Source organism: Providencia sp. PROV024, assembly GCF_032709665.1.
Taxonomy (GTDB): Bacteria; Pseudomonadota; Gammaproteobacteria; order Enterobacterales; family Enterobacteriaceae; genus Providencia; species Providencia huashanensis.
The window spans coordinates 2,732,000-2,757,336 of the sequence record NZ_CP120545.1; the positions used below are offsets into that span (position 1 = coordinate 2,732,000).

Below are 25,337 nucleotides of genomic sequence, written 5' to 3' on the forward strand. Positions count from 1 at the left end.
TGCCACTTTTTAATGACTAAACACTGCCTTTGTATATAGCCAGTGTTTTACTTGTTGGCGAGAAACTTTGATCCCGCCAGCTTTCAGCTCAGGAGCTAAATAATAAAACGCTGTAGGATATTGATAGGAGGCGAGTTTATCTTTCAACCAATCTGCCAGTTTATTTAAATCCGTTGTTTCATTAATTTCAATGACTGCGACTGGCCGTTGACCAAATTGTTCATCATCAACAGGAATAATAAAACTTTGGCTGACATCAGGGTGAGAGTTTATGACGGATTCGATATCTTCTGGTTGAATATTTTCACCTCCACTGATAAATAAATTGTCTAATCGACCGAGTATCTGGTACTCACCTTCAGTAAAAGTGCCTTTATCATTGGTTTTAAACCAGCCGTCAATACAGTTTAACGGCTTGACCTCACCATCAAACCAATACCCTATTGCTTGGCTATCTGCCTTGATTTGGATTTCATCATTAATAATACGTACTTGCTTACCTTTTAATGGTAAGCCGACACCTTTTTTACCATTTGCACGTTTAGCACAAACAGTGGATGCCATTTCAGTCATCCCATAACCACTCCAGCAAGCAATTCCGTGGCTTTCTGCTAAATCTGTGAGTGTCGTAGGTATCATCGCCCCCCCCAACAAAACTTCTTTTAACACAAGCTGACTGGCAGTTTCTTCGTTTAACAAACGCCATAATTGTGTTGGAACTAGGGATGCGTGCGTAACATCCTGCAAGGCTTCTGCCAATGGTGAGGTTTTCAACGCTAAACTGCCCCCTTGGAGTAGCCAGCGCCAAATAATACCTTGTCCTGAAACATGAAATAGCGGCAAAGAAAGCAACCAACAATCCGCTTGTTGATAACTCATCACACTGACAACCCCTTTTGCACTACATAAGTGGGCAAATACACTGTGAACGACGGCTTTTGGTAAGCCGGTTGAGCCGGAAGTTAATATGAGTGTTGCGGGTTGTTCTAATGCGGTCAAAAAATCAACTGTCTGAAAAGCATTATCATCAATAAAATGATAATACTGCTGATAATCTAAGTTTCGATACTCAGCTAAGACACCTGATTCACCAGTAAAATCAATAGCAGCACTCACATCAAGGTGTGGCAATAGTTCCCCTAATAACCTTTCTGGTAGACGCGGGTTAAGAGGCAACACCCTTGCACCACAAGCAATAAGAGCTAACTGGCTTAGCAACAATTCGACAGAGTTTTTACCTCGTAAGACAACACATTGCCCTTGATTGACCCCTTGCATTGAAAAGTAATTGGCAAGGTCGGTGACCTGTTGGCTTAAGGCTTTCCAAGTAATACGCTCAGAATCCGTCAATAATGCGATTGAATCGGGGTAAAGATTGGCCCAATGTTGCCAAGGCCAGTCATTAAAATGGATTAACTCTGCCATACGACCGTTAATTCATCGAGTTGCTGAACAGCTATTTCGCACTGGGGCCAAGGACGGATCAATTGCGATTGGATCAATGAAACGGTGTCCAAACCAGGAATAGTGTTTGGTGTTAACCACTGTGCAACACGCGCTAATTGTGTTAAACCAAAACTGCTTTCAATGGATGAGCTAATCACAGCTTGTAAGCCTAAACGATGCGCATCCTCAACTAAAGAGCGGCAATAATTAAGGCTACCCGTCAATGTTGGTTTAATCACAATTGCCGCAACCCCTTCCTGCGCTTCGACTTTAAAGCCGTCTTCACGCACGCTTTCATCCCAAGCAATGTTAATCCCCGTATCCATTGCAAATTTCAACGATTCTTCACGGGTTTTACAGGGCTCTTCCAAGAATGCAATACGGCTTCGATAGTCAGGATTAACATACTTCGCAAAACCGTCAGCTTTCGCACGAGTCCAGCTCCGATTAGCATCTAAACGCAATTTAAGCTCGGGTACTGCCTCTAATAATAGGTTAACGACCATCCCATCACGTACCGCTTCATATAACCCAACCTTGACCTTAGCCACCTTTTCACCATCCATCGCATCAAGGCTTAGAATTAAATCATCGGGGTCACCACTGCATAAAGGAGCTTTGCGATAATCCGCTGACTCAGGCAATTCACCAGTCAATTCTGCAAGTGCACAACTGCAACCAAATGCAACAGAAGGCAATAGACTTTCAGAAATTTTGCCGTGTTTTATCCATTCATTCAATCGAACAATAGTTTCGGCGGTTGCTTGTTCTAATGTTTCTGAACTGAACTCTGGTAGAGGGGAAATCTCCCCCCAACCTTCGTTATCGCCCTCTTTTAAGCAGACTAATAACCCATCACGAGTTTTTAAACGCTGATAACGAAGGATGACGCCTGCCTCCATTGGCAGGCTGAACGAATAGAGTGTGGCTTTACGCATTATGGATTACGCTTATATTTAGAAAAGTCTGGCGCGCGTTTTTCGTTAAAAGCATTGCGCCCTTCCTGACCTTCATCTGTCATATAAAATAGCATTGTTGCATTACCCGCCAGTTCTTGCAGGCCAGCTTGACCATCACAATCTGCATTCAAGGCAGCTTTCAAACAACGTAATGCCATCGGGCTATTTTCTAGCATTTCACGACACCAGCGTACCGTTTCTTTTTCTAAATCGGCATAAGGAACTACAGTATTGACTAGCCCCATCTCCAATGCTTCCTGTGCATTGTATTGGCGGCATAGGAACCAAATTTCACGTGCTTTTTTCTGCCCAACAATACGTGCCATATACGATGCGCCCCAGCCACCGTCAAATGAACCAACTTTAGGGCCCGTTTGACCAAATATGGCGTTATCAGCCGCAATAGTTAAGTCACACATCATATGTAAAACATGACCGCCGCCGATAGAGAAACCGGCGACCATCGCCACAACTGGTTTTGGGCAGGTACGTATTTGGCGTTGGAAATCTAAGACATTTAAATGGTGTGTGCCACTTTCATCGCGATACCCACCGTAGTCACCACGAATTTTTTGGTCGCCCCCTGCACAGAAAGCTTTTTCACCCTCACCAGTTAAAATAATAGTGCCTATTTGGTCATCATAACGTGCATCAGATAATGCCTGGATCATCTCTTTCACAGTTTGTGGGCGGAAAGCATTACGCACTTCAGGGCGGTTAATCGTAATTTTTGCAATCCCTTCAGGAGATTTATGATATCGAATATCTTCAAACCCTGTAGAACAATCTTGCCATTCAATTGGCGCGTATAATTTTTCTTCGCTTGGATAAATCATTATCAGATTCCTTTAACCACATTGTGATAAAAAATGGTGAAGTGCAGCCGCATAACCTATTGGGTTTTCCCGATGAGCATTATGCCCTGCATTTTCAATCAGCGTTAACGGCAAAGCGTATTGTTGCGAAACGCTTCGAAACTTTTGATCTCTATCGCCACAGAAATAGCGATAAGGGCAATCCAGTTGGTGCAATTTGTCAGCCAAAAAAGGTTGCTTTGCTAATGATGTATTTTCTAACATATCAGCAATTCCTTGTGGGCTATTTTGTTGGCGTAATAAAACTAACTGTTGGCGTTGCAGTGGTGATAAGTCAGCAAACACGTTTTGTTGATACCAGCTATCCAGAACTTGTTTCATCGGTTCGCAGCGAAAACGCAGTGCCCATGCAGCATCATTTGCTCTGCGCTCTACCCGTTCTTGCTCACTGTTCAAACCAACATTCCCCCCTTCTATCACTAAGCCTAATAACCCCTTTGGCTGATGATAACAGGCAAAATGCATTGCAAGGCGGGCACCTAATGAATAACCAACTAGGTAATATTCATGGATTTGATAATACTGTAATACAGCACTAAGTTGTTGGTCAAAATGCAAAAAACCATGATTAGTTTCCGATTTCGACGCGCCGTGACCCGGCAAATTGACTGCTAATGATGGGTAGTTATTGAATTGCTCAATCACTGGAAGCCAATCATTTGCGCTGCCCAGTAGCCCATGTAACCACACTAACCAAGGGCCTGAAGCATTCGTGTGATAACGTTGAGCTGACAGCATTATAACTCCGAGATATCGCTGACTAATTGTTTTAAAGTACGAGCACCCTCATCGCTATCAACCACCAGTTCCACAAGTAATGTACCGTGCTGATTGTGCCAAAATTGCTGGATAGCCTCTTTCAACGAATGCCAATCCGTTGAGGCGCAGTACTGTAAACCAAACATTTTTGCGGCAGGTTCAAAACTCACGTTTTGCGGCATACAATAATAGTTTGTTCTTGCCTCTTCCGGTGTGGGCAACATAGAAAAAATTTGCCCACCATTATTGTTCACAATAATCAGAACAGTTGGTGCTGAAGGTGAACGTAATAATGCTAAGCTGTTTAAATCATATAATGCAGAAAGGTCCCCAACAATCCCGAGCGTTGGCCTTGCCGTTGCTCGCTGCACTCCCGCCATTGTTGAAATCAGCCCATCAATGCCACTTGCGCCACGATTACTATACACAGGGTAGTTCATCGGTAATTGAGCTAGAGCATCGACTAAGCGTACGATTAAGCTATTGCCAACAAATAACTGCCCGCGAGATGGCAATAATTCGGGCAACTGATGCGCTATGGCGGCCTCTGAAAATTGCTCGCTTAACTGTTGATGCACGTAGTGTTGTGCTTTCTGCGCTAAGGTAACAAGCTCCTCACACCATAAGCTGCGGGGTTGTGCGGGGTGGTTTTCTAACCAACCTTTAATTGAGCATGTTAATTTGCGACCAGTATGATTTGCAGGGTCTAAGCGCTGTGGAATTGTATCGATTACCCAGTATTCTTGTGGTTCACAACTCGCTTGCCACTGCAATAACCGTTTTCCTGTCAGGCTTGAGCCAAACTGCACGACTAATTCTGCTTGCTTTAAAATACGAATAGCATCGGGGTGTTGAAGCCATAAATCTGCGCAAGGGTAAGGTTGCCCTGTTTGTGATAATACATCACCTAATACTGGCCACCCCAATTGTTCAGCCCATTTAGTGACCTTTTCACCCTCATTTGCATTCATTCTCCCGGCAATAACAACCCCTTTTTTCTGTCGCCAAAAATACCAATCAGCTACGAGCGCAACAGAATTAGTTAAGGGTTCACTTAGCCATGGATGATTTGAGTTCCACCAGTCACCCAATGTCTGCTGCCATTCATAATCGCCTTCACTTTCACCGTAAAGCGGCTCAGCAAATGGGCAATTAATATGAAAAGCGCCATGATGGAGTTGATTCATACCGTTATCCACCGCTGACACCAGCCATTTGGCTGAAATATCGCGCGTTGGGCGCGGTAACATTAATGACTGAGCGGGATGTGAAGCAAAAATATGGGCTTGGCGAATAGCTTGGTTAGCACCACAATCAATTAATTCTGGAGGCCTATCTGCGGTCAGGAAGATAACTTTCTCCCCCGTTAAGCCCGCTTCAATTAATGAAGGATAAAGGTTAGCGACAGCAGTGCCTGAAGTGACAATAACACCAACGGGTTCATTGCTCGCTTTCGCTAAACCTAGGGCCAAATGCCCTAAACCACGCTCATCAAAATGCGTATGGCAGTGTAATTTTGCATTATTAATTGCCGCAAGAGTCAAAGGCGTAGAGCGTGAGCCTGGCGCAATACAAATATGTTTCATACCGTGACGAGCAAGCGCTTCAATAATCACTTCAGCCCAACGGATATTAAAAGCAGAATTAGACATAATATGCTCAGCAAATTATTAATTATCAATCAGTTTAAACTGACTAAGAAAAATTTCTTGATCTCAGGACAATTTTTGATAAACTAATTGAAAATAAAAAGAAAATAACCACTTTTACTTTATGGTTTTTCGCTATTTCCAAATAAAGATTTTAACCCAGCCGCTTTATTCTCTATTTCTATCCATTCTTGCTCAGGGTCTGAACCACTCACAATACCGGCTCCTGAATACAGAGAAACATGCTCACCTTCAATTTGTGCGCAACGTAAAGACACCGCAAACTCACTTTTATTGAGGCTAATAAACCCACCTGTTCCCGCATACCAACCACGTGAAAAAGGTTCATTTTTAGCCAAAAATTGCCGCGCAACATTTCTTGGTAGCCCACAAACAGCAGCGGTTGGCTGTAAACGTTGTAAACAGTCACTATCAGAAGGCGTGACGAGAGTTGCAACTATCGAACGGTAAAGATGCTGAATTTTTCTTAAACGAATGACTTTCGCACTAGAAACGTCGACCCCTGTCACTGCACCTTGTAACTGCTGGCAAATATCATCAACTACAACGAGGTTTTCATGTTGATTTTTTTTGTCTTCCATTAGCCATTTTGCATATTCAGCAGCAATGACATCATCAGGGTCATTTGCCACCGTTCCCGCTAAGGCTTCAGAATTAAGCTGCTCACCTTGGCGTAAGTATAAACGTTCAGGCGTAGAAGAAATAAACCCTGAATGCTGATTAAAAGCCATCATAAAATGGTAGCAATGATGATTAACCTGCTGGCTTTTTGATAAAAGCTCAGCGACTGCAATCGGTTCAGACAGGGTTAATTTAGTCTCTCGTGCCATCACCACTTTTTCCATTTTCCCTGCTTTCATATCCTCAATTGCACAATTTAATAAACGGCACCATTCATCACGCATAGGAATATGTTCCTGCGCAATAATATCTGCTGTAAGAGCTAATGTCGTTTTAGCCGTTAACGTTAATTGTTGTACAAAACTGAGTGCATTCAGTCGGTCTTCTTCCCCATCTATATTGACGCTTATATGAACGGTTGAACGAAATCGATGGATCTCAAGACGAGGCAAAAAACAAAACGTGGCCTGTTGCTTTAAGGTTTCGGGAATACCTTCCCCGACTGCATTCCAACCATTTAGCCCCCACAAACGCATATCCGGGTTTTCAGGGTGTTGCGATAAAAAAGCTTGTGCATCATCAATCGAATGAAATGATTTCACCATTCCAATCGCGCTGCACTCCTGTGCGCCAGTTCTTTGATACCAATAGAACTGCGGATAACAGTTTTGCTCAGATAACCATGGAAGCCCTGGAAAAGTAAGTTGCCCATCCAGTTGCCAAGTAAGACGAGTATGCTCTTTCGTTTTGAGTGTCAATGTAGACAAATGATCCAAAATTTCCGTTATCACTTTATCAATTTTTTTATATGTCACTTTCGATCCCTACAGCTACATCACACAGATTCACTTTGAATTATTATATAGCGCAATGTAATTTTTTAATACATTGATGACCCACAGTAAGCACCATGTCACCAAATAGCCACCAGCGATCACACAGACAGTATAAAAGGGTTGAATTTAAGACATTCATGTTGTTACTTGTTGACCGCTAAATCTCTCAGTTTATGAGTATAGTTTATTATATATATTAGGTGATTACATATTAATTTAATCTATTGATAATAGTCATTTTATCTTTTGCTGACTATGGTTAAACCATTGGCACTTTCCCCCTTTGTCTATTTCATTTTGAAACATCTTGTACCCCAAAATTTACCTTCAGGATTAAATTAACAATTCCATCAGGAATTCCCCTTTGAATGAATATTGCCTTGTATTAGGTAACAACCCTCTCTTTCCCATTTAATGGGAGTTTGTTTAACAGAATATTATTGTTTATAGCTATAAATTATTTTTTGTCTCTGATTTTCATTTTTTATTATCAACCTTTTTTCCAGTTTCTTGTAGGTTAATGGTTATAAAATCTTCATCACTTGACCATCATAAACCGGTATTACAATCATAATTATAGTTATTAATACTAAATTCAACTTTCTCCTTTAACTTAATTAAATTGGAATTAATAATGAATACACATGAAAATTACGACCGAATTATCGAAAAAGAAAATATAGGTAATGCAACATTAGCATTATTAACAAATCAAGATTCACTTTCCACTCGGTCTGCAGGCATTTTTACTTTAGAAGATTTACTCAACATCCATCAGCATGTACAATTTGCCCTTTCTTTACCATTGAAAAAACCTGATATTTTAAAATGGTTTGGCATTACCGATTCAACCGTATTACCTATTAACTCTAATGATATAGCCACGGCAATTATAAATATTCGCGACCATGCTAATTCATGGGATAATGTTGAACAACATGTTAAAGAACAATCTGTTAATCTTTCACTCACTAGCCGAAATATCATTCAGACTGGTAATGAGGTCATTGAGTATATTAATCACATGCCAATTTTACAAAGAGTGTCTGATAATTTGGATGACCTAGCAGAAAATAAACTTGATGAAATCATTTATCAAAGCGATGACCAACAAATTGCGACTGAGCTTGTAAGCATTTTAAATTTAATTAAAAGTGATATAAAAAACCAGTCAATTAAAACGATAAAAATAAAAAATATCGTATCTGATTTTAGGGCATATATTACAGGGGGGTACCTTTCTAATTTCGAGCATGTTGAATCATTACTGTTCAATATTAAAGGTCTCTATCAGCAACTTGACCCAAGTAATAATGAAAGCTCAGAACCTTTCTTAAAAGAAATGATTGAAATTAAAAAAAATGAGGTTCAGCAACTTGATCAGGAATATAACCATTTTGTGAAACTCTGTTTTACAGGGCTTGCTGGTGGGGTGATAGGTCTTATTATTACAAGCAGCATTTTTGGTTCAAAAGCAGAAGTCATAAGAATAAAAAGGAATAACATCCTAAAAGAAATAGAAGAAATCAACACTAAAATTAACCAAGAAAAACTCATCCAAAAAACGATGTTTGATATGCAAATTAACCTACATAAAATTGAAGGGTTTATCAAGGATGCGAGGCTAGCCATCGACCACTTAGACTATATGTGGTTGGTTATTTTAACTGAAGTTACTCAATCAATTGAAGTTTTTCAAAGAATTAATAACGCAGACAAACTAATCAGGTTTATCTCGCAATTTAAACGTGTTATCAGCTCTTGGAATAAAATACAAGAATACTCAGTTCATTTAATTACATTATTTGATGAATTACAAATAAATGACAACACTTCTAAATAAAAGGTACGAATATGCATGATAACAACGAAATCCCTGTATTGCCCTCCATTGATGTATACCAATTAAGATGTATATCAAATAGCATCATTGATTTTAATAAGAACATTAAAAATTATGACTATGTTATTTATGATAAAATAAACAAAATCGCCATTAAAACAGAAAGTCTTAATCAACTCATTAGAAATTCAATCCCAATTATAAAAATAAAATTAGATTATATAATATTTAATGATTTAAACGAAAACAATAATGACAACCATCACCCTGATAACATTGAGAATTTAAAGAATAAGATATTAACGGTTGGTTTTATAGAAGACCTCATTGAACTAAAATTAGAATTAGAAAAATTCATTTATAAAATACGATTCACCACCGATTCATTGCAAACATTTAATATTGATAAGCCAAATAAGAATAAACTTCAAGAATATAATAACCAAAAAGGGTTGTTAATCTCCGCCAAAAAAAATATTCAAATGAAAATTAATGAGGTTAATCAACAACACTCTATTATTAAAGCCGCTGAAGATATTATTTTAAAAACAAAAATTACCGATTTCTTTGAAAAATACTTTTTAAATCAAGAATCGATAGATTCTATTGACATACCGAAAAACAAAAAACAGATTTTAAAGATGGCTCTACGCTATATTAAAAACCTCTTAGCTGTGGTTGATGACGGTTTAGAATTTCTGCAACTTGTTGATGTTAGGCTCTATTTAAGTGACCTAATAATCGAATTGAAAGGGGAAATGAATGCGATTGATACGAATATTTTCAGGGTGTCTAAGCTCATCAGTCTATCAGAAGAAATCTCCACTATCGTTCTAAATGTACAGTCAGTCATTACTCAAGCTAACCTGCTGAAGAACTATTTAGAGTCTTGGTGCGACTTTATTAATGAACATGTATCTGAACAAACGCTGAATGTGCCGCATATTCATGTCGCAAGTAAGATATTTATGACCTATTTAAATGAGGTGGAATATCAATACCAATTGCAACTTCCTGATTAAAAAAAACCGGTTACTGTTGAGGTAACCGGTTTTCATCAACATGATGTGTTTAACCGTCAGTTAATCACAGCAAGGGCTGTTGATGTGATATCGATAAGTGGTTGTGGCCAAACCCCAAATGCAATAACTGCAATGGCACAAATAACGGCAACCACAGTACCCAATGTCGCTTTTTCAGGGCCTGTATAACGTTCTGCGTGTTCTGCATCACGGCTATATAGGCTTGCCATAAAGCGTAGGTAGTAATACAAACCTATTGCACTACCCACCACCACAGCTCCAGTTAACCACCATAATTCAGCTTTCACTGCGGATGCAATCACATAAAATTTACCAATAAACCCTAATGTGATTGGAATACCTGCCAGTGATAGCATCATAATAGTCATGACCGTTGCTAACACAGGTTTGTGCCAGAATAGGCCACGGAACGCACTGAAGTCATCTTGGTCATCACCACGGTAAGGGCTGGAAACGATACTGATTACCCCAAAGGCCCCCAAACTTGCAAATAGATAACCTACAAGGTAAATAGCGATGGTTGTTTGGGCGTATTCCGGTACGGTACGTAAAGCAACAAGTGCTACCAACAAATACCCCATATGAGAGATAGATGAGTAACCTAGTAAGCGTTTTGCACTTTTTTGGCTAATTGCCAACAAGTTACCAAATAAAATAGAGGCAATGGCAATGACAGAGATAACAATCGATAAAGTGTCGCTATTGGTCACTGGCGCTTCCATAAAAATACGCACTAGCACGGCAAAGATAGCAATCTTACTGCCTGTTGCCAAAAATGCCGATACTGGCGCAGGAGCACCTTGGTAAACATCTGGTGTCCATAACTGGAATGGGAATAACGATAATTTAAAACCGAAGCCCACAATCAGCATCCCAAAACCAATCATAATTAATGGCGCATGGATTTGGCTGTCAGATAAGCTTTGACCGACCGCTGCAAAGCTTAAACTGCCTGACTCTGCATACAGTAATGCAATACCAAATAACAGGAATGAAGACGCTGCTGCGGATAACAGCATGTATTTAATCCCTGCTTCTAAGGTGCGTCGACGTTCGAAGGTATAAGCAACTAAGCCAAACAATGGTAATGAAATCAGTTCAATACCGATAAACATTGACGCCATATGGTTTGACATAGATAACAGCACACCACCCGCCACAGCAATAGCGACTAAAAGGTGAAACTCATCTCTATTGTCACCAAAGCCTTCTAGCCAATGGTAAGCAAAGATACTAGTACCGATACCTGCAACTAAGACTAATGCACTGTAGAATAGTGCAAAGTTATCAACACGGATAAGCGAAGTCACATCCATCAGGTAGCCATCAGCCACCCAAATCAGTGAAAGCAACGCAATAATAAAACCAGATACTGTCAGCGCGGCGCTGGTCAGGTGATCGCGTCGCCACGCAATGGACAGCATCACAACCACTGCCGTCAACCCGACGATCATCAGTGGTAATATTGCGATCAGTTCTTGAGGAGTTATTGTCATGGCGAATTACAGCCCTAATGTTGTAAGTGAAGCAGAATACAGGTTATGCAATGTTTCCATTGAACCAATTGAAGTATCTAAAATTGGTTGTGGATAGAAACCGATAATAACCAGTAAAGCAGCTAGAGCCAGCAGCACACCGAATTCACGCGCAGTTAACCCTTTCATTTCTTTTTCTGATTTTGGTGTGCCATAGTAAGTTTGTTGCATCATCCACAACGAGTAGATAGAAGCAAACACCACACCAAATACCATAATGCAGGTCACTAATGTGAATTGGCTGAAGCTACCGAACAGGATCATGAACTCACCAATGAAGTTACCTGTACCTGGCATGCCTAACGTTGCCGCGGCAAAGAACAGGGACATTCCTGGTAACCATTTAATGCGTTTCCACAACCCACCCATCATGCGCATATCACGCGTTTGTGTACGCTCATACAGTTGACCACTGATGATAATCAGCGCTGCACCTGACAGGCCGTTGGTGATCATTTGGATCACAGCACCTTGGTACGCTAACACTGAACTTGCATAAATCGCTACTGTCACAAACCCCATATGGGATAAGCTACTGTATGCCGCCAGACGTTTAATGTCGGTTTGTTTGAACGCTAACCATGCACCGTAGAAGATACTGATCACACCCAGTGTCATCGCAACTGGCGTGAACTGGATAGAAGCTTCTGGGAACAGTGGTAAAGTAAAACGTAACAAACCATAAGCCGCGGTTTTTAGCATAATACCAGAAATGTCCACCGAACCTGCGGTTGGGGATTGTTCTTGCGTATCCGCCATCCAACCGTGGAATGGCACTAATGGCATTTTAACGGCAAAAGCAATAAAGAAACCTAACATCAACATAAATGCGACGCTACTAGACATTTGTGTGCCTAACAGTTGGTCGTAATTGAATGTTAATGTGCCTGTTGAGTTGAAGTGTGCCAGTGCCAATCCAATGATGGACACTAACATAATCAAACCACTCGCCTGCGTATAAATAAAGAACTTGGTAGCTGCGTTGATATGTTTTCTACTCTCTGACCCTTTGTGCCCCCAATTGGCAATTAGGAAATACATCGGGATCAGCATCATCTCCCAGAAGAAGAAGAATAAGAACAAGTCAACCGCAGTGAAAATCCCCATCACCCCTGTGATAATCCACAGCAGGTTAAAGTGATATGCACCTTGGTTCTTTTGGTTTTCACTCCATGAGCTCAGAATCGAAAACGCGCCCATAATAGCCGTCAATACGACCATTAATAGTGACAAACCATCAATCGCTAAGTGAATGTTGATTCCCAGTGCTGGGATCCACGGCATAAAGAAAATAGACTGCCATTGTGGAACGCCTTGTGGATTAACCAGAGAATAGTTCCCTTGTAACCACAATTGCACGGAAAGAATAAGTGTTAATCCCATTGTCGCCAGCGCAATCCAGCGTGGAGCGCGGTGACTGAACCGGTCAGCCTGCCAACTTAGCAGGCCTCCGATAAAGGGAATAAGTATTAGCCAAGGTAATAGCATGGCGCAATGTGTCCCTTAATTAAACCAAAAGCAGCAGAGCAAGAATCAGCACTGCACCCAGCCCCAATGAGGCAACATACCAACGGATCTGGCCGTTTTGACTCACCGCAAGCCCTTTATTCGCTAAACTTGATAAGCGTGCAGGGATATTCATCAGTGAGTTAATCGGATCGCTCTCCAATAGCCATGCAATACCTTTAAAAGGTTTCACAAAGACTACGTCATACAGCCAGTCGAATCCCCATGCTTGGTACCACCATGCACTGAAAAAGCGGCCAACTGCTGTTTTCGCGATAGCATCAACAATGGAACGTCTGAATAGATAGAGGAATATAGCAATCAACAGACCCGCGATTGCAAACCCGCCAGAAATCGCTTCAAGTAAGACTTTACCGTCTTCACTTCCTACGGCTTCAGCAGGGAATACTCCTTCTAATGGTTGGTGAATTAATGCACCAACAAACGTTGCAAGGATAGCCAGAATGCCAAGTGGCAATGTATGAGTGATGCCTTTAACCTTGTGCGCTTTGATTTTTGCTTCACCGTGGAACACGATGAAAATCATACGGAAGGTATAAATTGCAGTCATTAATGCACCAAGGATACCTGCCCATAACAACACCGTTTGCCCATCAAGCTGCGCACCCCACAAAATTGCATCTTTACTGTAGAAACCTGCGGTAAACAATGGCAATGCAGCCAGTGCGCTTCCGCCGATTAACATCACAGCATAAATGAATGGGATTTGCTTACGTAGCCCACCCATTTTGAAGATGTTTTGTTCGTGGTGACATGCGAGGATCACCGAACCTGCTGAGAGGAACAATAGCGCTTTAAAGAAAGCGTGTGTCATCAGGTGGAAAATCGCCGCATCCCAAGCTTGTACTCCCAGAGCCAAGAACATATAACCGATCTGGCTCATGGTTGAGTAAGCAAGAACACGTTTGATATCCGTTTGTACCAATGCGGCAAAACCAGCTAGTACTAATGTGACCGCACCAACGACACCCACTAAATGTAAAACCTCAGGTGCTAACAGGAACAGAACATGTGTACGTGCAATTAAGTAAACACCCGCGGTCACCATGGTTGCGGCGTGGATCAATGCAGAAACAGGCGTTGGGCCTGCCATCGCATCAGCCAACCATGTTTGCAATGGTAACTGTGCTGATTTACCGACTGCACCACCTAATAACATTAAGGTAGCCCAGTTGATAGCACTCGAACCTTCAGCAAATTTCTGAGGTGCTAATACTGCCATTTCGCTGAAATTCAGCGTGCCCAGTTCATTCCACAGAATAAACATACCGATGGCAAGGAACACATCACCAATACGGGTCACGAAGAAGGCTTTCATCGCAGCTTTACCGTTGTCTGGATTGGTATAGTAAAAACCAATCAGCAGATAACTGCACAGCCCTACCCCTTCCCAACCGAGATACATCAGCATCATGTTATCGGCGAGAACTAAAACCACCATACTCGCGATAAACAGGTTAGTGTAGGCAAAGAAACGTGAGTAACCCTCCTCGCCACGCATATACCAAGAGGCATACACATGAATAAGGAAGCCCACCCCCGTTACCACACCCAGCATGGTAAGAGACAGACCATCAAGAACTAAGGTAAATGGAATGTTGAAAGTACCAACCGACATCCAAGTCCAAAGTTGTTGTGAATATGGTTCATATCCACCATTTGATAAAACAGGTTGAGCTAAAAATTCATTGCCAACATAAAGTGCTACGAGCGCCGCTAAGCCGACCGACCCCGCACCTATAATGGCAGAAACGTTTTCTGACCAGCGTCCACGAGAGAAGGCAAGTAACACCGACCCAAGTAGAGGCAACAGAATAGTTAAATAGAGTAGGTTCATCCGCGCATCTCACTGACTTTATCAATATTCAGGTTCTGACGATGACGATGGAGTTGCAGTAACAACGCCAATCCAATACTCGCCTCCGCTGCAGCCAATGTAATCGCCAAAATATACATAATTTGGCCGTCTGGCTGCCCCCAAAAACTCCCTGCAACAACAAATGCCAGAGCAGTAGAGTTAATCATGATTTCCAGTCCGATCAGCATGAAAAGCAAATTGCGGCGAATAACGAGACAACTCAGTCCCATTACAAATAAAATCGCTGCTAAAATCAGACCATGTTGAAGAGGTATCATTTTTGCTCCTCCGCATTACGTACACTGACAAGGTCAGCGCCGTTTTCTTTACGGTCACGCCCAACGTGGAATGCGACAACTAAACCAGCCAGTAATAGCAATGAAGCCAACTCAACAGCTAGAACATAAGGCCCGAATAGGCTTATACCCACTTCTTTCGCCCCAATCACGGTACCTTTAATCCCATCTTCGTAAGACAAAGAGGTAATACCGTAAACTAAGATGGCCAGTAATACGGCAGACAACACCGCGGGACCAATCCAGTTTTTTGGTGTTAACCAAGCCCGCTCTTGTTCTTGCACTGAGCGACCTAAGTTAAGCATCATGACGACGAATACGAACAAGACCATGATGGCTCCTGCATAAACGATGATTTCCAAAGCCCCAGCAAAATACGCACCGAGAGAGAAAAACACCATCGACAGAGCCAGCAGAGAAACAACCAGATACAACAGTGCATGCACCGGGTTGGTATTAGTTATCACCCTCAAAGTTGCTAATATGGCAACTAGGCCGGCGATATAAAATGTAAATTCCATGAATATCGCTCCTTATGGCAACAGGTCTTTGACGTTAATCGGTTTCGCTTCGTTATCCGCTTCACCTTTGTCTTTACCTGCAATCGCCATACCCGATTTACGGTAAAAGTTATAATCAGGATATTTACCCGGACCTGAAATGAGTAGGTCATCTTTTTCGTAAACCAGATCCTGACGTCTCCAATCGGCCATTTCAAAGTCAGGTGTTAATTGGATTGCCGTAGTTGGGCAAGCCTCTTCACACAAGCCACAGAAAATGCAGCGCGAAAAGTTCACGCGGAAAAACTCGGGGTACCAACGGCCGTCTTCATGTTCAGCTTTTTGCAGTGAGATACAACCCACAGGGCAAGCCACCGCACATAAGTTACAGGCTACACAACGCTCTTCACCGTCAGGGTCGCGTGTTAATACGATACGCCCACGGTAACGGGGTGGTAGATAAACCGGCTCTTCTGGGTACATTTGCGTTTCGCGTTTATCGAACGCATGTAGGCCGACCATCCAAATACTACGTACTTGGGTGGCGAAACCGACCAATAACTCTTTTAATGTCATGGTTCAATCACCCCTTACTGAGCGTTGTATAAAATCACTGCTGCGGTACCCAGCAGATTAAGCAGTGTCAACGGCAGACAAATTTTCCAACCGAAAGACATCACTTGGTCATAACGAGGACGCGGCAAAGAAGCGCGGATCAAGATAAACATCATCATGAAGAACGCAGTTTTAATCGCAAACCACAAGAATGACGGCAAGAATGGTCCATGCCAGCCACCAAAGAACAGCGTCACAATCAGAGCAGAGACCGTTACGATACCGATATACTCACCAACGAAGAACAGACCGAACTTCATCCCTGAGTATTCAACGTGATAACCATCCGCAATCTCTTGCTCTGCTTCTGGTTGGTCAAACGGGTGACGGTGACATACCGCAACACCTGCAATCGCAAAAGTTACAAAGCCAAAGAACTGAGGAATGATGTTCCACATGCCTTCTTGGGAGTTAACAATATCAATCAGGTTGAATGAACCTGCTTGTGCAACCACGCCCATTAAAGAAAGGCCTAAGAACACTTCGTAACTCACGGTTTGTGCTGACGCACGCATCGCCCCCAATAAAGAGTATTTGTTGTTACTTGACCAACCAGCGAATAACACCGCATACACCGCTAGACCCGCCATCATCAGGAAGAATAAAATCCCAATATTCAGGTCTGCCACGTGCCAAGTTGGGCTAACAGGTACGATGGCGAATGCAAGGAATAATGAGCAAAATGCGATAACTGGCGCTAGCGTAAAGATTTTCTTATCCGCGAACTGTGGGACCCAGTCTTCTTTAAACAGCATTTTGAACATATCCGCGATTAACTGGCCCATCCCAAACGGACCAACACGGTTAGGGCCGTAACGGTTCTGGAACAGACCGAGAATACGGCGCTCTCCCAGACTCATGTAGGCTCCACAAGTCACAACAACCAATAAAATGACGACAGATTTAAGTATGGAAATAAGGACTTCCATTACTTCAGGAGAAATCCAATCCATCATGCTCCCCTCCGCAGATTATTGACTGACACGCCAGCCAGAACAGGTGCGATACCCGGCATCCCTAATGGTAAACCAATTTGACCAGTCGATAGGTGATTACTGAGGCGTACAGTTAAGTTAAATGCTTGACCTGCATGGCTAAATTCAGCTTTTGTTCCTGCTGTCAAACCAAGTGACTCTGCATCTTGCGCATTCAGCATGATATAAGGCTCAGGCATACGCTGTTGGATCACGTCTGAACGCTGTGACATTTCGTCACTGCCGAACAGATGGTAATACGGCGCCACCAACCACTGAGCTTCAGTCGCTTGGTAAGCTGCTGGAATATCAGTGAAGTAAGCCAATTTACTTTCTGTTGAATTGAACAAACGCACACCTGGGTCACCAAATAACAAATGGCCCCCCACTTCTGCTTGGAATTTATTCCACGCTTGTGGTGAGTTCCAACCCGGCGCCCAAGCAAATGGAATTTGCTGACGTGGTGCCGTTGGGCTGTTGTTCCCTTCCATTGAGAAAGCAAATGGAGAATCAATATCTTGCGGTTGACGAGGCTCATGAACAGATTGGTTAGCCAGCATCGCTGTTCGACCACTGTAACGATGAGGTTCACGTGCCAGTTTTTGACCACGGATACGGAAAGAGGCTTTTGGTGCAGAATCAACAATGCCTGCAAATTGTGGCAGTGTAGCAACACAATCAGCAATCACATGGTCAAGTTGCGACCAGTCTGCATCACGTTCCTGTGCTTCAGTTTGCAATGAATGCATCCAGCGCCAGCTTTCGTTCATCACGATAGCTTTGTCGTAATAAGTTGGGTCGAAGACTTGGAAGAAACGTTGTGCCCGACCTTCTTGGTTAATCAACGTACCGTCTGCTTCAGCAAAGCTTGCTGCTGGCAGAACTAATGTTGCTTTATCCATGATGTCGGTTTGCTGATGGTCAGCAACAATCAAATGCTTCAGCTTCGCTAATGCGCTATTAACCGCATCTACATTGCTATGACGGTACAGGTCGTTTTCGATAACGATAGCCACATCCGCTTCGTTCGCTTCAATGCGAGCTAATGCGCTGTCTAATGGCTGTGCGTCCATCATTGCTAAACCAAAACTGTTTGCATGAGAGGCTAAGTAAGATAAGCCCACCTGCGCACCTTTCGCTTTTAGTGCAAATGCCACGTTAGCCGCGGCTTGGATCATCGCCTCACTAGCACTATGACTACCACTGATAATCAGTGGTTTTTTCGCGCTTGAAAGCGCTTGTGCGATGGTTTCAACTTTCGCTTTGAGGTCTGCAGGTAAGTCATTCACTGCTGGTGCATCGCCATTAATCATGTTGGCAATAGCAAAACCAAAACGTGCTTGGTCAGCCACAGGAGCACGGTAATTAAATGCGGCGACATCATCTAAGCGGGTATCATCCACATTGGTGATAAACAGTGGGTATTTCGCATGTTGACCAATGTTCATGATTGCCGCGATTTGCCAGTCAGCGACTTTTTGTGCTGCCGCCATTTCACGTGCTTTACCTTTCACCGCTTGACGTACAGATAACGCCATACGCGCACCTGTCTGAGTTAAATCTTCACCCAGTACCAGCACCGCATCGTAACCCTCCACTTCACGCAGTGTTGGCGTATAGATACCGCCATTTTGCAGGATATTTTGCATCAGCGCTAAACGGCGTTGCTCACTCGAAGAAACACCTGAATAGAAGTTTTCTGCACCGACAAGTGCTCGTAACGCATAGTTACTTTCGATGCTTGCACGTGGTGAACCAATACCAATCACTTTCTTCGCTTGATTGATAATTTGCGCACCGCTTTGCATTGCCTCAATAGCCGATATAACCTGTTTTACACCATTTTTATTTAGCACAGCTTGACGTGGACGGTCTTTACGGTTGACATAGCCATAACCAAAACGACCGCGGTCACATAGGAAATAGTGGTTTACTGAACCATTATAACGGTTCTCAATGCGGCGGATTTCACCATAGCGCTCACCTGGGCTAGTATTACAACCGATACTGCACTGTTGGCAGATACCCGGGGCAAATTGCATGTCCCATTTACGGTTATAGCGCTCAGAGTGCGTTTTATCGGTAAAGACCCCTGTCGGACAGACTTCAACTAGGTTACCTGAGAATTCACTTTCTAGCGTACCGTCTTCTGTACGACCGAAATACACATAGTTATGTGCCCCATAAACCCCCAAGTCCGTGCCATCTGCGTAATCTTTGTAATAACGCACACAGCGGTAACAAGCGATACAGCGGTTCATTTCATGACTAATGAACGGCCCTAAGTCTTGGTTGATGTGTGTACGTTTCGTAAAACGATATTTACGCATATTATGACCGGTCATCACCGTCATATCTTGTAGGTGGCAATTACCGCCTTCCTCACAGACTGGGCAGTCGTGAGGGTGGTTGGTCATCAGCCATTCCACAACACTTTCACGGAATTGTTTGGCTTCTTCATCATCAATTGAGATGTAGGTACCTTCCGTTGCCGGTGTCATACAAGACATTACTAGGCGACCGCGAGTATCATCCGCGTTCTGATATTGCTTAACCGCACACTGGCGGCAAGCGCCAACGCTTCCCAGCGCCGGATGCCAGCAAAAATAAGGAATATCTAGCCCGAGAGAAAGACAGGCTTGTAACAGGTTTTCAGACCCGTTTACGTCATATTCTTTGCCGTCTACATATATTGTAGCCATAGTCAGCATGCTTCCCAAAGGCCCGCATAAAGCAGGCGTTAATCAAAAATACGTTCTTCGTGAAAAATCTCTTTAGCGGTTGCTCAATCGCTAAATAATTACCAACGCTGCTTGAGCAGGTTTGGTTGGATACCCGCAATCTGCACGATGTTACGCAGATCTTTTTGCGAGATACCCGCTTCAAATTCATCACGGAAATATTTGATGGCACTTTGCAGCGGTTCGACTGCTCCCGGTGCGTGAGCACAGAATGTTTTACCCGGACCTAAGAAACGGCAAAGTTGCTCTAATGTTTCGATGTCACCCGGTTGGCCTTCGCCTTTTTCCAGTGCTTGTAAAATTTTCACGCTCCACGGCAATCCATCACGACATGGCGTACACCAACCACAGGATTCACGTGCAAAGAAGGTTTCTAAGTTACGAACTAACGAAACCATGTTGATTTCATGATCAACCGCCATTGCTAATGCAGTACCAAGACGGCTACCGGCTTTGGCAATATTTTCAAAATCCATTGGTAAGTCGAGGTGGTCATTGGTCAGGAAGTCTGTCCCTGCCCCACCCGGCTGCCATGCTTTAAGTTTTAAACCATCACGCATACCACCTGCGTAATCTTCTAATACTTCACGTGCCGTTGTACCAAATGGTAATTCCCATAGACCCGGATTTTTCACACGCCCAGAGAAGCCCATTAATTTAGTGCCCGCGTCTTTACTCTTACCTGCGCTTAAATCGATGTACCACTGGTCACCATGCTCTAAAATAGCCGGCACGTTACAGATAGTTTCAACGTTATTTACGCAAGTTGGTTTACCCCAAGCACCTGATGTTGCAGGGAATGGTGGTTTAGAACGCGGGTTAGCACGACGACCTTCTAAAGAGTTAATCAGTGCAGTTTCTTCACCGCAGATATAACGCCCAGCACCGGTGTGCACAAATAGCTCGAAATCAAACCCCGAACCGAGGATATTTTTTCCTAACAGGCCCGCAGCTTTCGCTTCTTCGATGGCACGGCGCAAGTGTTGAGCTGCCTCAACATACTCACCACGTAGGAAGATATAACCACGATAAGCTTTTAGTGCATATGCTCCCGTGATCATCCCTTCAACTAACAAATGAGGCAGTTGCTCCATCAATAAGCGGTCTTTGTAGGTGCCCGGTTCCATTTCATCCGCATTACATAAGAAATAACGCAGTTTCATGTTTTCGTCTTTTGGCATCAGGCTCCATTTCAGGCCTGTTGAGAACCCCGCACCACCACGCCCTTTCAGGCCAGCGTCTTTGACAAGGTTAACAACTTCATCCGGTGCCATGCCTTTGAGCGCACGCTCAAGACCTTTGTATCCGTTTTTACTGCGGTACTCATCTAACCAAACAGGCTGATTGTCATCACGCAAACGCCATGTTAGGGGATGAGTTTCAGCAGTACGGATCACTGGATTAACAGAATTTGTCATGGATACTGCTCCAGTAATTTTTGAATATTTTCAGGCTGCACATAACTGTGAGTATCTTCATCGATCATCATCGTCGGACCCTTATCACAGTTACCCAAGCAACAGGTTGGCAGCAATGTAAAGCGACCATCGGCTGTTGTTTGGCCAGGGCGAATATTCAGCTGTTTAATGATTTCAGCTTCTAAACCCTGATAACCAGTAATATGGCAAACAACACTGTCGCAATAGCGAATAATGTGGCGTCCAACAGGTTGACGGAAGATTTGGCTATAGAATGTTGCCACACCTTCAACATCACTAGCGGGGATACCTAAGACGTCAGCGATAGCATAGATCGCACCGTCCTCAACCCAGCCACGGTTTTTTTGCACAATTTTCAGTGCCTCGATAGATGCTGCTCGCGCATCTTCATAGTGATGTTTCTCACCTTCTATTTCTGCACGCTCTTCGTCAGTTAAAACAAAGCCATGATGAGCTTGAGGTTCGAATACATTCACCACATCGAGTTGATTGTGTTTATCATGTTCATTATGCATGGTTAGCGATCCACATCCGACATTACAAAATCGATACTACCCAGATAGACGATTAAGTCTGAAACTAAACTACCGCGAATAACCGCAGGGATTTGCTGCAAGTGAGCATAGCTTGGCGTACGAATACGTGTACGGTAGCTCATCGTGCTGCCATCACTGGTCAGGTAGTAGCTGTTGATCCCCTTCGTGGCTTCAACCATCTGGAATGATTCATTCGCAGGCATCACTGGCCCCCAAGACACTTGCAAGAAGTGGTTAATCAGGGTTTCAATGTGCTGTAACGTACGCTCTTTTGGTGGCGGCGTCGTCAATGGATGGTCGGCTTTGAATGGGCCTTCTGGCATATTCTTGTAGCATTGCTCAAGAATACGGATACTCTGGCGCATCTCTTCAACTTTGATCATCACACGGTCATAGCAGTCACCGTTGTGAGCGATAGGAATATCGAATTCAAAGTTTTCATAACCTGAATATGGACGCCATTTACGCACGTCAAAATCAACGCCTGTAGCACGTAAACCCGCACCTGTCACACCCCATGCCAATGCCTCTTCTTTGTTGTACATTGCTGTACCAATAGAACGGCCTTTTAAGATGGAGTTTTTCAGTGCAGACGTGACATAAGACTCTAAACGTTTCGGCAGCCAATCAAGTAACTCACGCAGCAACTTTTCCCAACCGCGCGGTAAGTCGTGTGCAACACCACCAATACGGAACCAAGCTGGATGCATACGGAACCCAGTGATAGCTTCAATCACGTTGTACACTTTTTGACGGTCAGTAAACGCAAAGAATACAGGTGTCATTGCGCCGACGTCTTGAATATAAGTACTGATGTATAGCAAGTGGCTATTAATACGGAATAATTCAGACAGCATGACGCGAATGGTCTTTACGCGGTCAGGCACTTCAATGCCAGCCAATTTTTCAACGGCTAACACGTATGGCATTTCATTCACACACCCACCGAGGTACTCAATACGGTCAGTGTAAGGAATGTAACTGTGCCATGACTGGCGCTCGCCCATTTTCTCAGCACCACGGTGGTGGTAACCGATATCAGGCACACAGTCGATAATTTCTTCACCATCAAGTTGCAGTACAATACGGAATGCACCGTGTGATGATGGGTGGTTTGGCCCTAAGTTCAGGAACATGAAATCTTCATTTTCATTTCCACGTGCCATGCCCCACTCTTCTGGTTTGAAAGTTAAAGCTTCCATTTCCAGATCTTGTTTCTGTTTAGTCAGAACAAAGGGGTCGAACTCAGTTGCACGCGCAGGATAATCCTTACGCAGTGGGTGACCTTCCCAGCTTGGCGACATCAGTAAGCGACGTAAATTTGGGTGACCTTGGAAAGTGATCCCAAACATATCCCACACTTCACGTTCATGCCAATTTGCATTTGGGAACAGCGAAACCATAGAAGGTACGTTGAGGTCTTTCTCATTAAGAGCGACTTTCAACATAATATCGCGGTTACGGTCAATAGAAATAATGTGATAGAAAACACTAAAGTCTGCTTCAGGCAGGCCTTGACGGTGGATTCTTTGGCGTTCATCTACCCCGTGTAAGTCAAATAGCATGACATACGGTTTTGGTAGTTTTTTTAGAAAATCTACAACTTCCAGTAATTGTTCACGACGAACCCAAACCACTGGCATACCAGTGCGGGTTGCTTGAACAGAAAAGGCATCCGGCCCAAATTGATTGCGCAGTTCCAGAAGCACAGGGTCATTTAAATGTTCCTGTGTCTGCCATCCTGGCTGGGTACTACTCGCTTGCGCTATCTGATCTGTCATCATTCTTCACCATAACGCTTGATCAGGTTTATTATTTCGCAACAACATTGCTCTGTTACGCTGTATGGCTTTAAGCCTTAAATTTCGTCTGGTGTACGCAGGTTCGTCACTGCAATACGTTCACCGTGCTTTCTTTCTCTTTCTGATTGCATGTTGGCACGGTAAACCCCTTGGTCACCAACGACCCAAGACAGCGGACGACGCTCTTTACCGATAGATTCTTGCAACAGAAGCAGAGCCTGCATATAGGCTTCTGGGCGCGGTGGGCAACCTGGGATATACACATCTACAGGGATAAATTTATCGACGCCTTGTACAACAGAATAAATGTCATACATACCACCAGAGTTAGCACATGAACCCATGGAAATAACCCATTTTGGTTCAAGCATTTGGTCATACAGACGTTGAATAACAGGCGCCATTTTAGTGAAACATGTGCCTGCAACGACCATGAAGTCGGCTTGGCGAGGAGAAGCACGTAGTACTTCCGCACCAAAGCGGGCTACGTCATGAACAGCCGTGAACGAAGTCACCATTTCTACATAGCAACATGAAAGGCCAAAGTTATAGGGCCATAGAGAGTTTTTGCGCCCCCAGTTAACAACATCGTGAAGTGCATGAGAAAGTTTCCCCATGTACACACTGTTTTCAACTTGCTGCTCCAGTGGATCAGTTACGATCTCCTGAGTTTGCAGTGGGTAACGGTCGTTCTCACCGTTCGGATCTATGCGGGTGAGCGTATAATCCATTGTATAATGCCTCGCTTTTTACTGCGGATGACGATTGCTGATTTTAATAACTTCACTAGGATGCTTTACTTTTCCGCGAGAACGGACTGGTGTCCAATCCAATGCTCCAACGCGAACTAAATAAAACAATCCCGCCAACAATACCAAAATAAAGATAGCGGCTTCGATAAAGCCTACCCAGCCAGCTTCGCGGATGGCGACTGACCATGCAAATAGGAACATGGCTTCAACATCGAAGATAACGAAGAACATGGCGACTAAGTAAAACTTAGCTGACATACGAAGACGTGCACTACCGACCGAATCAATACCTGATTCGTAAGGGACATGTTTTGTTCTGGCTTTGGCGCGGCTACCCAAGAAGTGACCTGCGACCAGCATGAAAGCACACAGACCGATAGTGCCGATAAGGAATATCGCAAACGCCCAGTTATGGGCTAACGCTAGGATTGATGTAGACATACTCGTTGCTTACTCATTACTTATGGTGCGTAAACTGCTCTTTTTTACAACACGGCAGTATTGCACCACAATTGCCCAGTTAATCGAGAAGAAAGACCAAACATTGATCACCAACTAAAAGATCACCAAACTTAAATCAGTCTGTTGACCGCGTTTGGTTTGTCCTCTCTCATTACAATTTACTTTACCCAAATTAGGTAAAATAACCCGTATTTGTTACAAAAACCTCACAGACTAAAAACACTAAAATAACAAAAAGTACTCATAAT

General features: G+C 43.4%; 21 protein-coding genes. 2 read left to right on the forward strand and 19 right to left on the reverse strand.

The annotated features are described in order from the left end of the window. Window positions 1-9: 9 nt before the first annotated feature. The 6 genes from menE to P3L56_RS12690 all read right to left on the reverse strand — a co-directional run bounded on the left by menE (window position 10) and on the right by P3L56_RS12690 (window position 7,145). A complete protein-coding gene (gene menE / locus P3L56_RS12665; RefSeq protein ID WP_210831862.1) occupies window positions 10-1,425 on the reverse strand; it encodes an o-succinylbenzoate--CoA ligase in 1,416 nt (471 codons plus the stop codon). After that, window positions 1,413-2,384, reverse strand: coding sequence for an o-succinylbenzoate synthase (menC, locus tag P3L56_RS12670; protein ID WP_042844424.1), 972 nt, complete (start codon window positions 2,382-2,384; stop codon window positions 1,413-1,415). The genes menE and menC overlap by 13 nt, the downstream gene beginning before the upstream one ends. Then, window positions 2,384-3,241, reverse strand: coding sequence for a 1,4-dihydroxy-2-naphthoyl-CoA synthase (menB, locus tag P3L56_RS12675; protein WP_042844425.1), 858 nt, complete (start codon window positions 3,239-3,241; stop codon window positions 2,384-2,386). The genes menC and menB overlap by 1 nt, the downstream gene beginning before the upstream one ends. A 12-nt stretch (window positions 3,242-3,253) precedes the next feature. Beyond that, a complete protein-coding gene (gene menH, locus P3L56_RS12680) occupies window positions 3,254-4,018 on the reverse strand; it encodes a 2-succinyl-6-hydroxy-2,4-cyclohexadiene-1-carboxylate synthase (protein WP_198860728.1) in 765 nt (254 codons plus the stop codon). Continuing rightward, window positions 4,018-5,691 (reverse strand): 2-succinyl-5-enolpyruvyl-6-hydroxy-3-cyclohexene-1-carboxylic-acid synthase, encoded by a 1,674-nt coding sequence (gene menD, locus P3L56_RS12685; RefSeq protein ID WP_198860729.1) that lies wholly within the window; start codon window positions 5,689-5,691, stop codon window positions 4,018-4,020. The genes menH and menD overlap by 1 nt, the downstream gene beginning before the upstream one ends. A gap of 119 nt (window positions 5,692-5,810) precedes the next feature. Then, window positions 5,811-7,145 (reverse strand): isochorismate synthase, encoded by a 1,335-nt coding sequence (locus tag P3L56_RS12690; protein ID WP_210831863.1) that lies wholly within the window; start codon window positions 7,143-7,145, stop codon window positions 5,811-5,813. Between the two features lie 655 nt (window positions 7,146-7,800). Between P3L56_RS12690 and P3L56_RS12695 the strand changes: the two genes are divergently transcribed. Beyond that, complete coding sequence (locus P3L56_RS12695; protein ID WP_042844430.1) at window positions 7,801-9,009, forward strand: alpha-xenorhabdolysin family binary toxin subunit A; 1,209 nt, start codon at window positions 7,801-7,803, stop codon at window positions 9,007-9,009. A gap of 11 nt (window positions 9,010-9,020) precedes the next feature. Beyond that, window positions 9,021-10,031 (forward strand): alpha-xenorhabdolysin family binary toxin subunit B, encoded by a 1,011-nt coding sequence (locus P3L56_RS12700; protein ID WP_166685184.1) that lies wholly within the window; start codon window positions 9,021-9,023, stop codon window positions 10,029-10,031. A gap of 56 nt (window positions 10,032-10,087) precedes the next feature. Here P3L56_RS12700 and nuoN read toward each other — a convergent pair whose 3' ends face one another. From nuoN to P3L56_RS12765, 13 genes are all read right to left on the reverse strand, one after another. Continuing rightward, window positions 10,088-11,548, reverse strand: coding sequence for an NADH-quinone oxidoreductase subunit NuoN (nuoN, locus tag P3L56_RS12705; protein WP_042844432.1), 1,461 nt, complete (start codon window positions 11,546-11,548; stop codon window positions 10,088-10,090). A 6-nt stretch (window positions 11,549-11,554) separates the two neighbouring features. Beyond that, complete coding sequence (gene nuoM / locus P3L56_RS12710) at window positions 11,555-13,075, reverse strand: NADH-quinone oxidoreductase subunit M (protein WP_042844434.1); 1,521 nt, start codon at window positions 13,073-13,075, stop codon at window positions 11,555-11,557. A 19-nt stretch (window positions 13,076-13,094) separates the two neighbouring features. After that, on the reverse strand, window positions 13,095-14,951 hold the full coding sequence (gene nuoL / locus P3L56_RS12715; protein ID WP_048607505.1) for an NADH-quinone oxidoreductase subunit L: 1,857 nt from the start codon (window positions 14,949-14,951) through the stop codon (window positions 13,095-13,097). After that, window positions 14,948-15,250: an NADH-quinone oxidoreductase subunit NuoK gene (gene nuoK, locus P3L56_RS12720; protein WP_008910727.1), complete on the reverse strand. Its 303-nt coding sequence runs from the start codon at window positions 15,248-15,250 to the stop codon at window positions 14,948-14,950. Before nuoK ends, nuoL begins: the two co-directional genes overlap by 4 nt. Beyond that, window positions 15,247-15,789 (reverse strand): NADH-quinone oxidoreductase subunit J, encoded by a 543-nt coding sequence (gene nuoJ, locus P3L56_RS12725; protein WP_048607509.1) that lies wholly within the window; start codon window positions 15,787-15,789, stop codon window positions 15,247-15,249. Before nuoJ ends, nuoK begins: the two co-directional genes overlap by 4 nt. A 12-nt stretch (window positions 15,790-15,801) precedes the next feature. Then, the gene (gene nuoI, locus P3L56_RS12730; RefSeq protein ID WP_042844439.1) at window positions 15,802-16,344 is read right to left on the reverse strand and encodes an NADH-quinone oxidoreductase subunit NuoI; all 543 of its coding nucleotides are present in this window, start codon (window positions 16,342-16,344) and stop codon (window positions 15,802-15,804) included. A 14-nt stretch (window positions 16,345-16,358) separates the two neighbouring features. Then, window positions 16,359-17,336, reverse strand: a complete 978-nt coding sequence (gene nuoH / locus P3L56_RS12735; protein ID WP_129466358.1) for an NADH-quinone oxidoreductase subunit NuoH — start codon at window positions 17,334-17,336, stop codon at window positions 16,359-16,361. Beyond that, window positions 17,336-20,059 carry an NADH-quinone oxidoreductase subunit NuoG gene (gene nuoG, locus P3L56_RS12740; protein ID WP_198860732.1) on the reverse strand — a complete coding sequence of 908 codons (2,724 nt, stop codon included), beginning with the start codon at window positions 20,057-20,059 and terminating at the stop codon, window positions 17,336-17,338. The genes nuoH and nuoG overlap by 1 nt, the downstream gene beginning before the upstream one ends. A gap of 98 nt (window positions 20,060-20,157) precedes the next feature. Continuing rightward, window positions 20,158-21,516, reverse strand: coding sequence for an NADH-quinone oxidoreductase subunit NuoF (gene nuoF / locus P3L56_RS12745; protein WP_042844442.1), 1,359 nt, complete (start codon window positions 21,514-21,516; stop codon window positions 20,158-20,160). Continuing rightward, the gene (gene nuoE / locus P3L56_RS12750; protein WP_042844444.1) at window positions 21,513-22,052 is read right to left on the reverse strand and encodes an NADH-quinone oxidoreductase subunit NuoE; all 540 of its coding nucleotides are present in this window, start codon (window positions 22,050-22,052) and stop codon (window positions 21,513-21,515) included. Before nuoE ends, nuoF begins: the two co-directional genes overlap by 4 nt. Before the next feature lie 2 nt (window positions 22,053-22,054). Continuing rightward, complete coding sequence (nuoC, locus tag P3L56_RS12755; protein ID WP_370661202.1) at window positions 22,055-23,857, reverse strand: NADH-quinone oxidoreductase subunit C/D; 1,803 nt, start codon at window positions 23,855-23,857, stop codon at window positions 22,055-22,057. A gap of 74 nt (window positions 23,858-23,931) precedes the next feature. Continuing rightward, window positions 23,932-24,606 (reverse strand): NuoB/complex I 20 kDa subunit family protein, encoded by a 675-nt coding sequence (locus P3L56_RS12760; protein ID WP_004912254.1) that lies wholly within the window; start codon window positions 24,604-24,606, stop codon window positions 23,932-23,934. A gap of 18 nt (window positions 24,607-24,624) precedes the next feature. Beyond that, a complete protein-coding gene (locus P3L56_RS12765; RefSeq protein WP_004259806.1) occupies window positions 24,625-25,068 on the reverse strand; it encodes an NADH-quinone oxidoreductase subunit A in 444 nt (147 codons plus the stop codon). Between the last annotated feature and the right edge of the window lie 269 nt (window positions 25,069-25,337).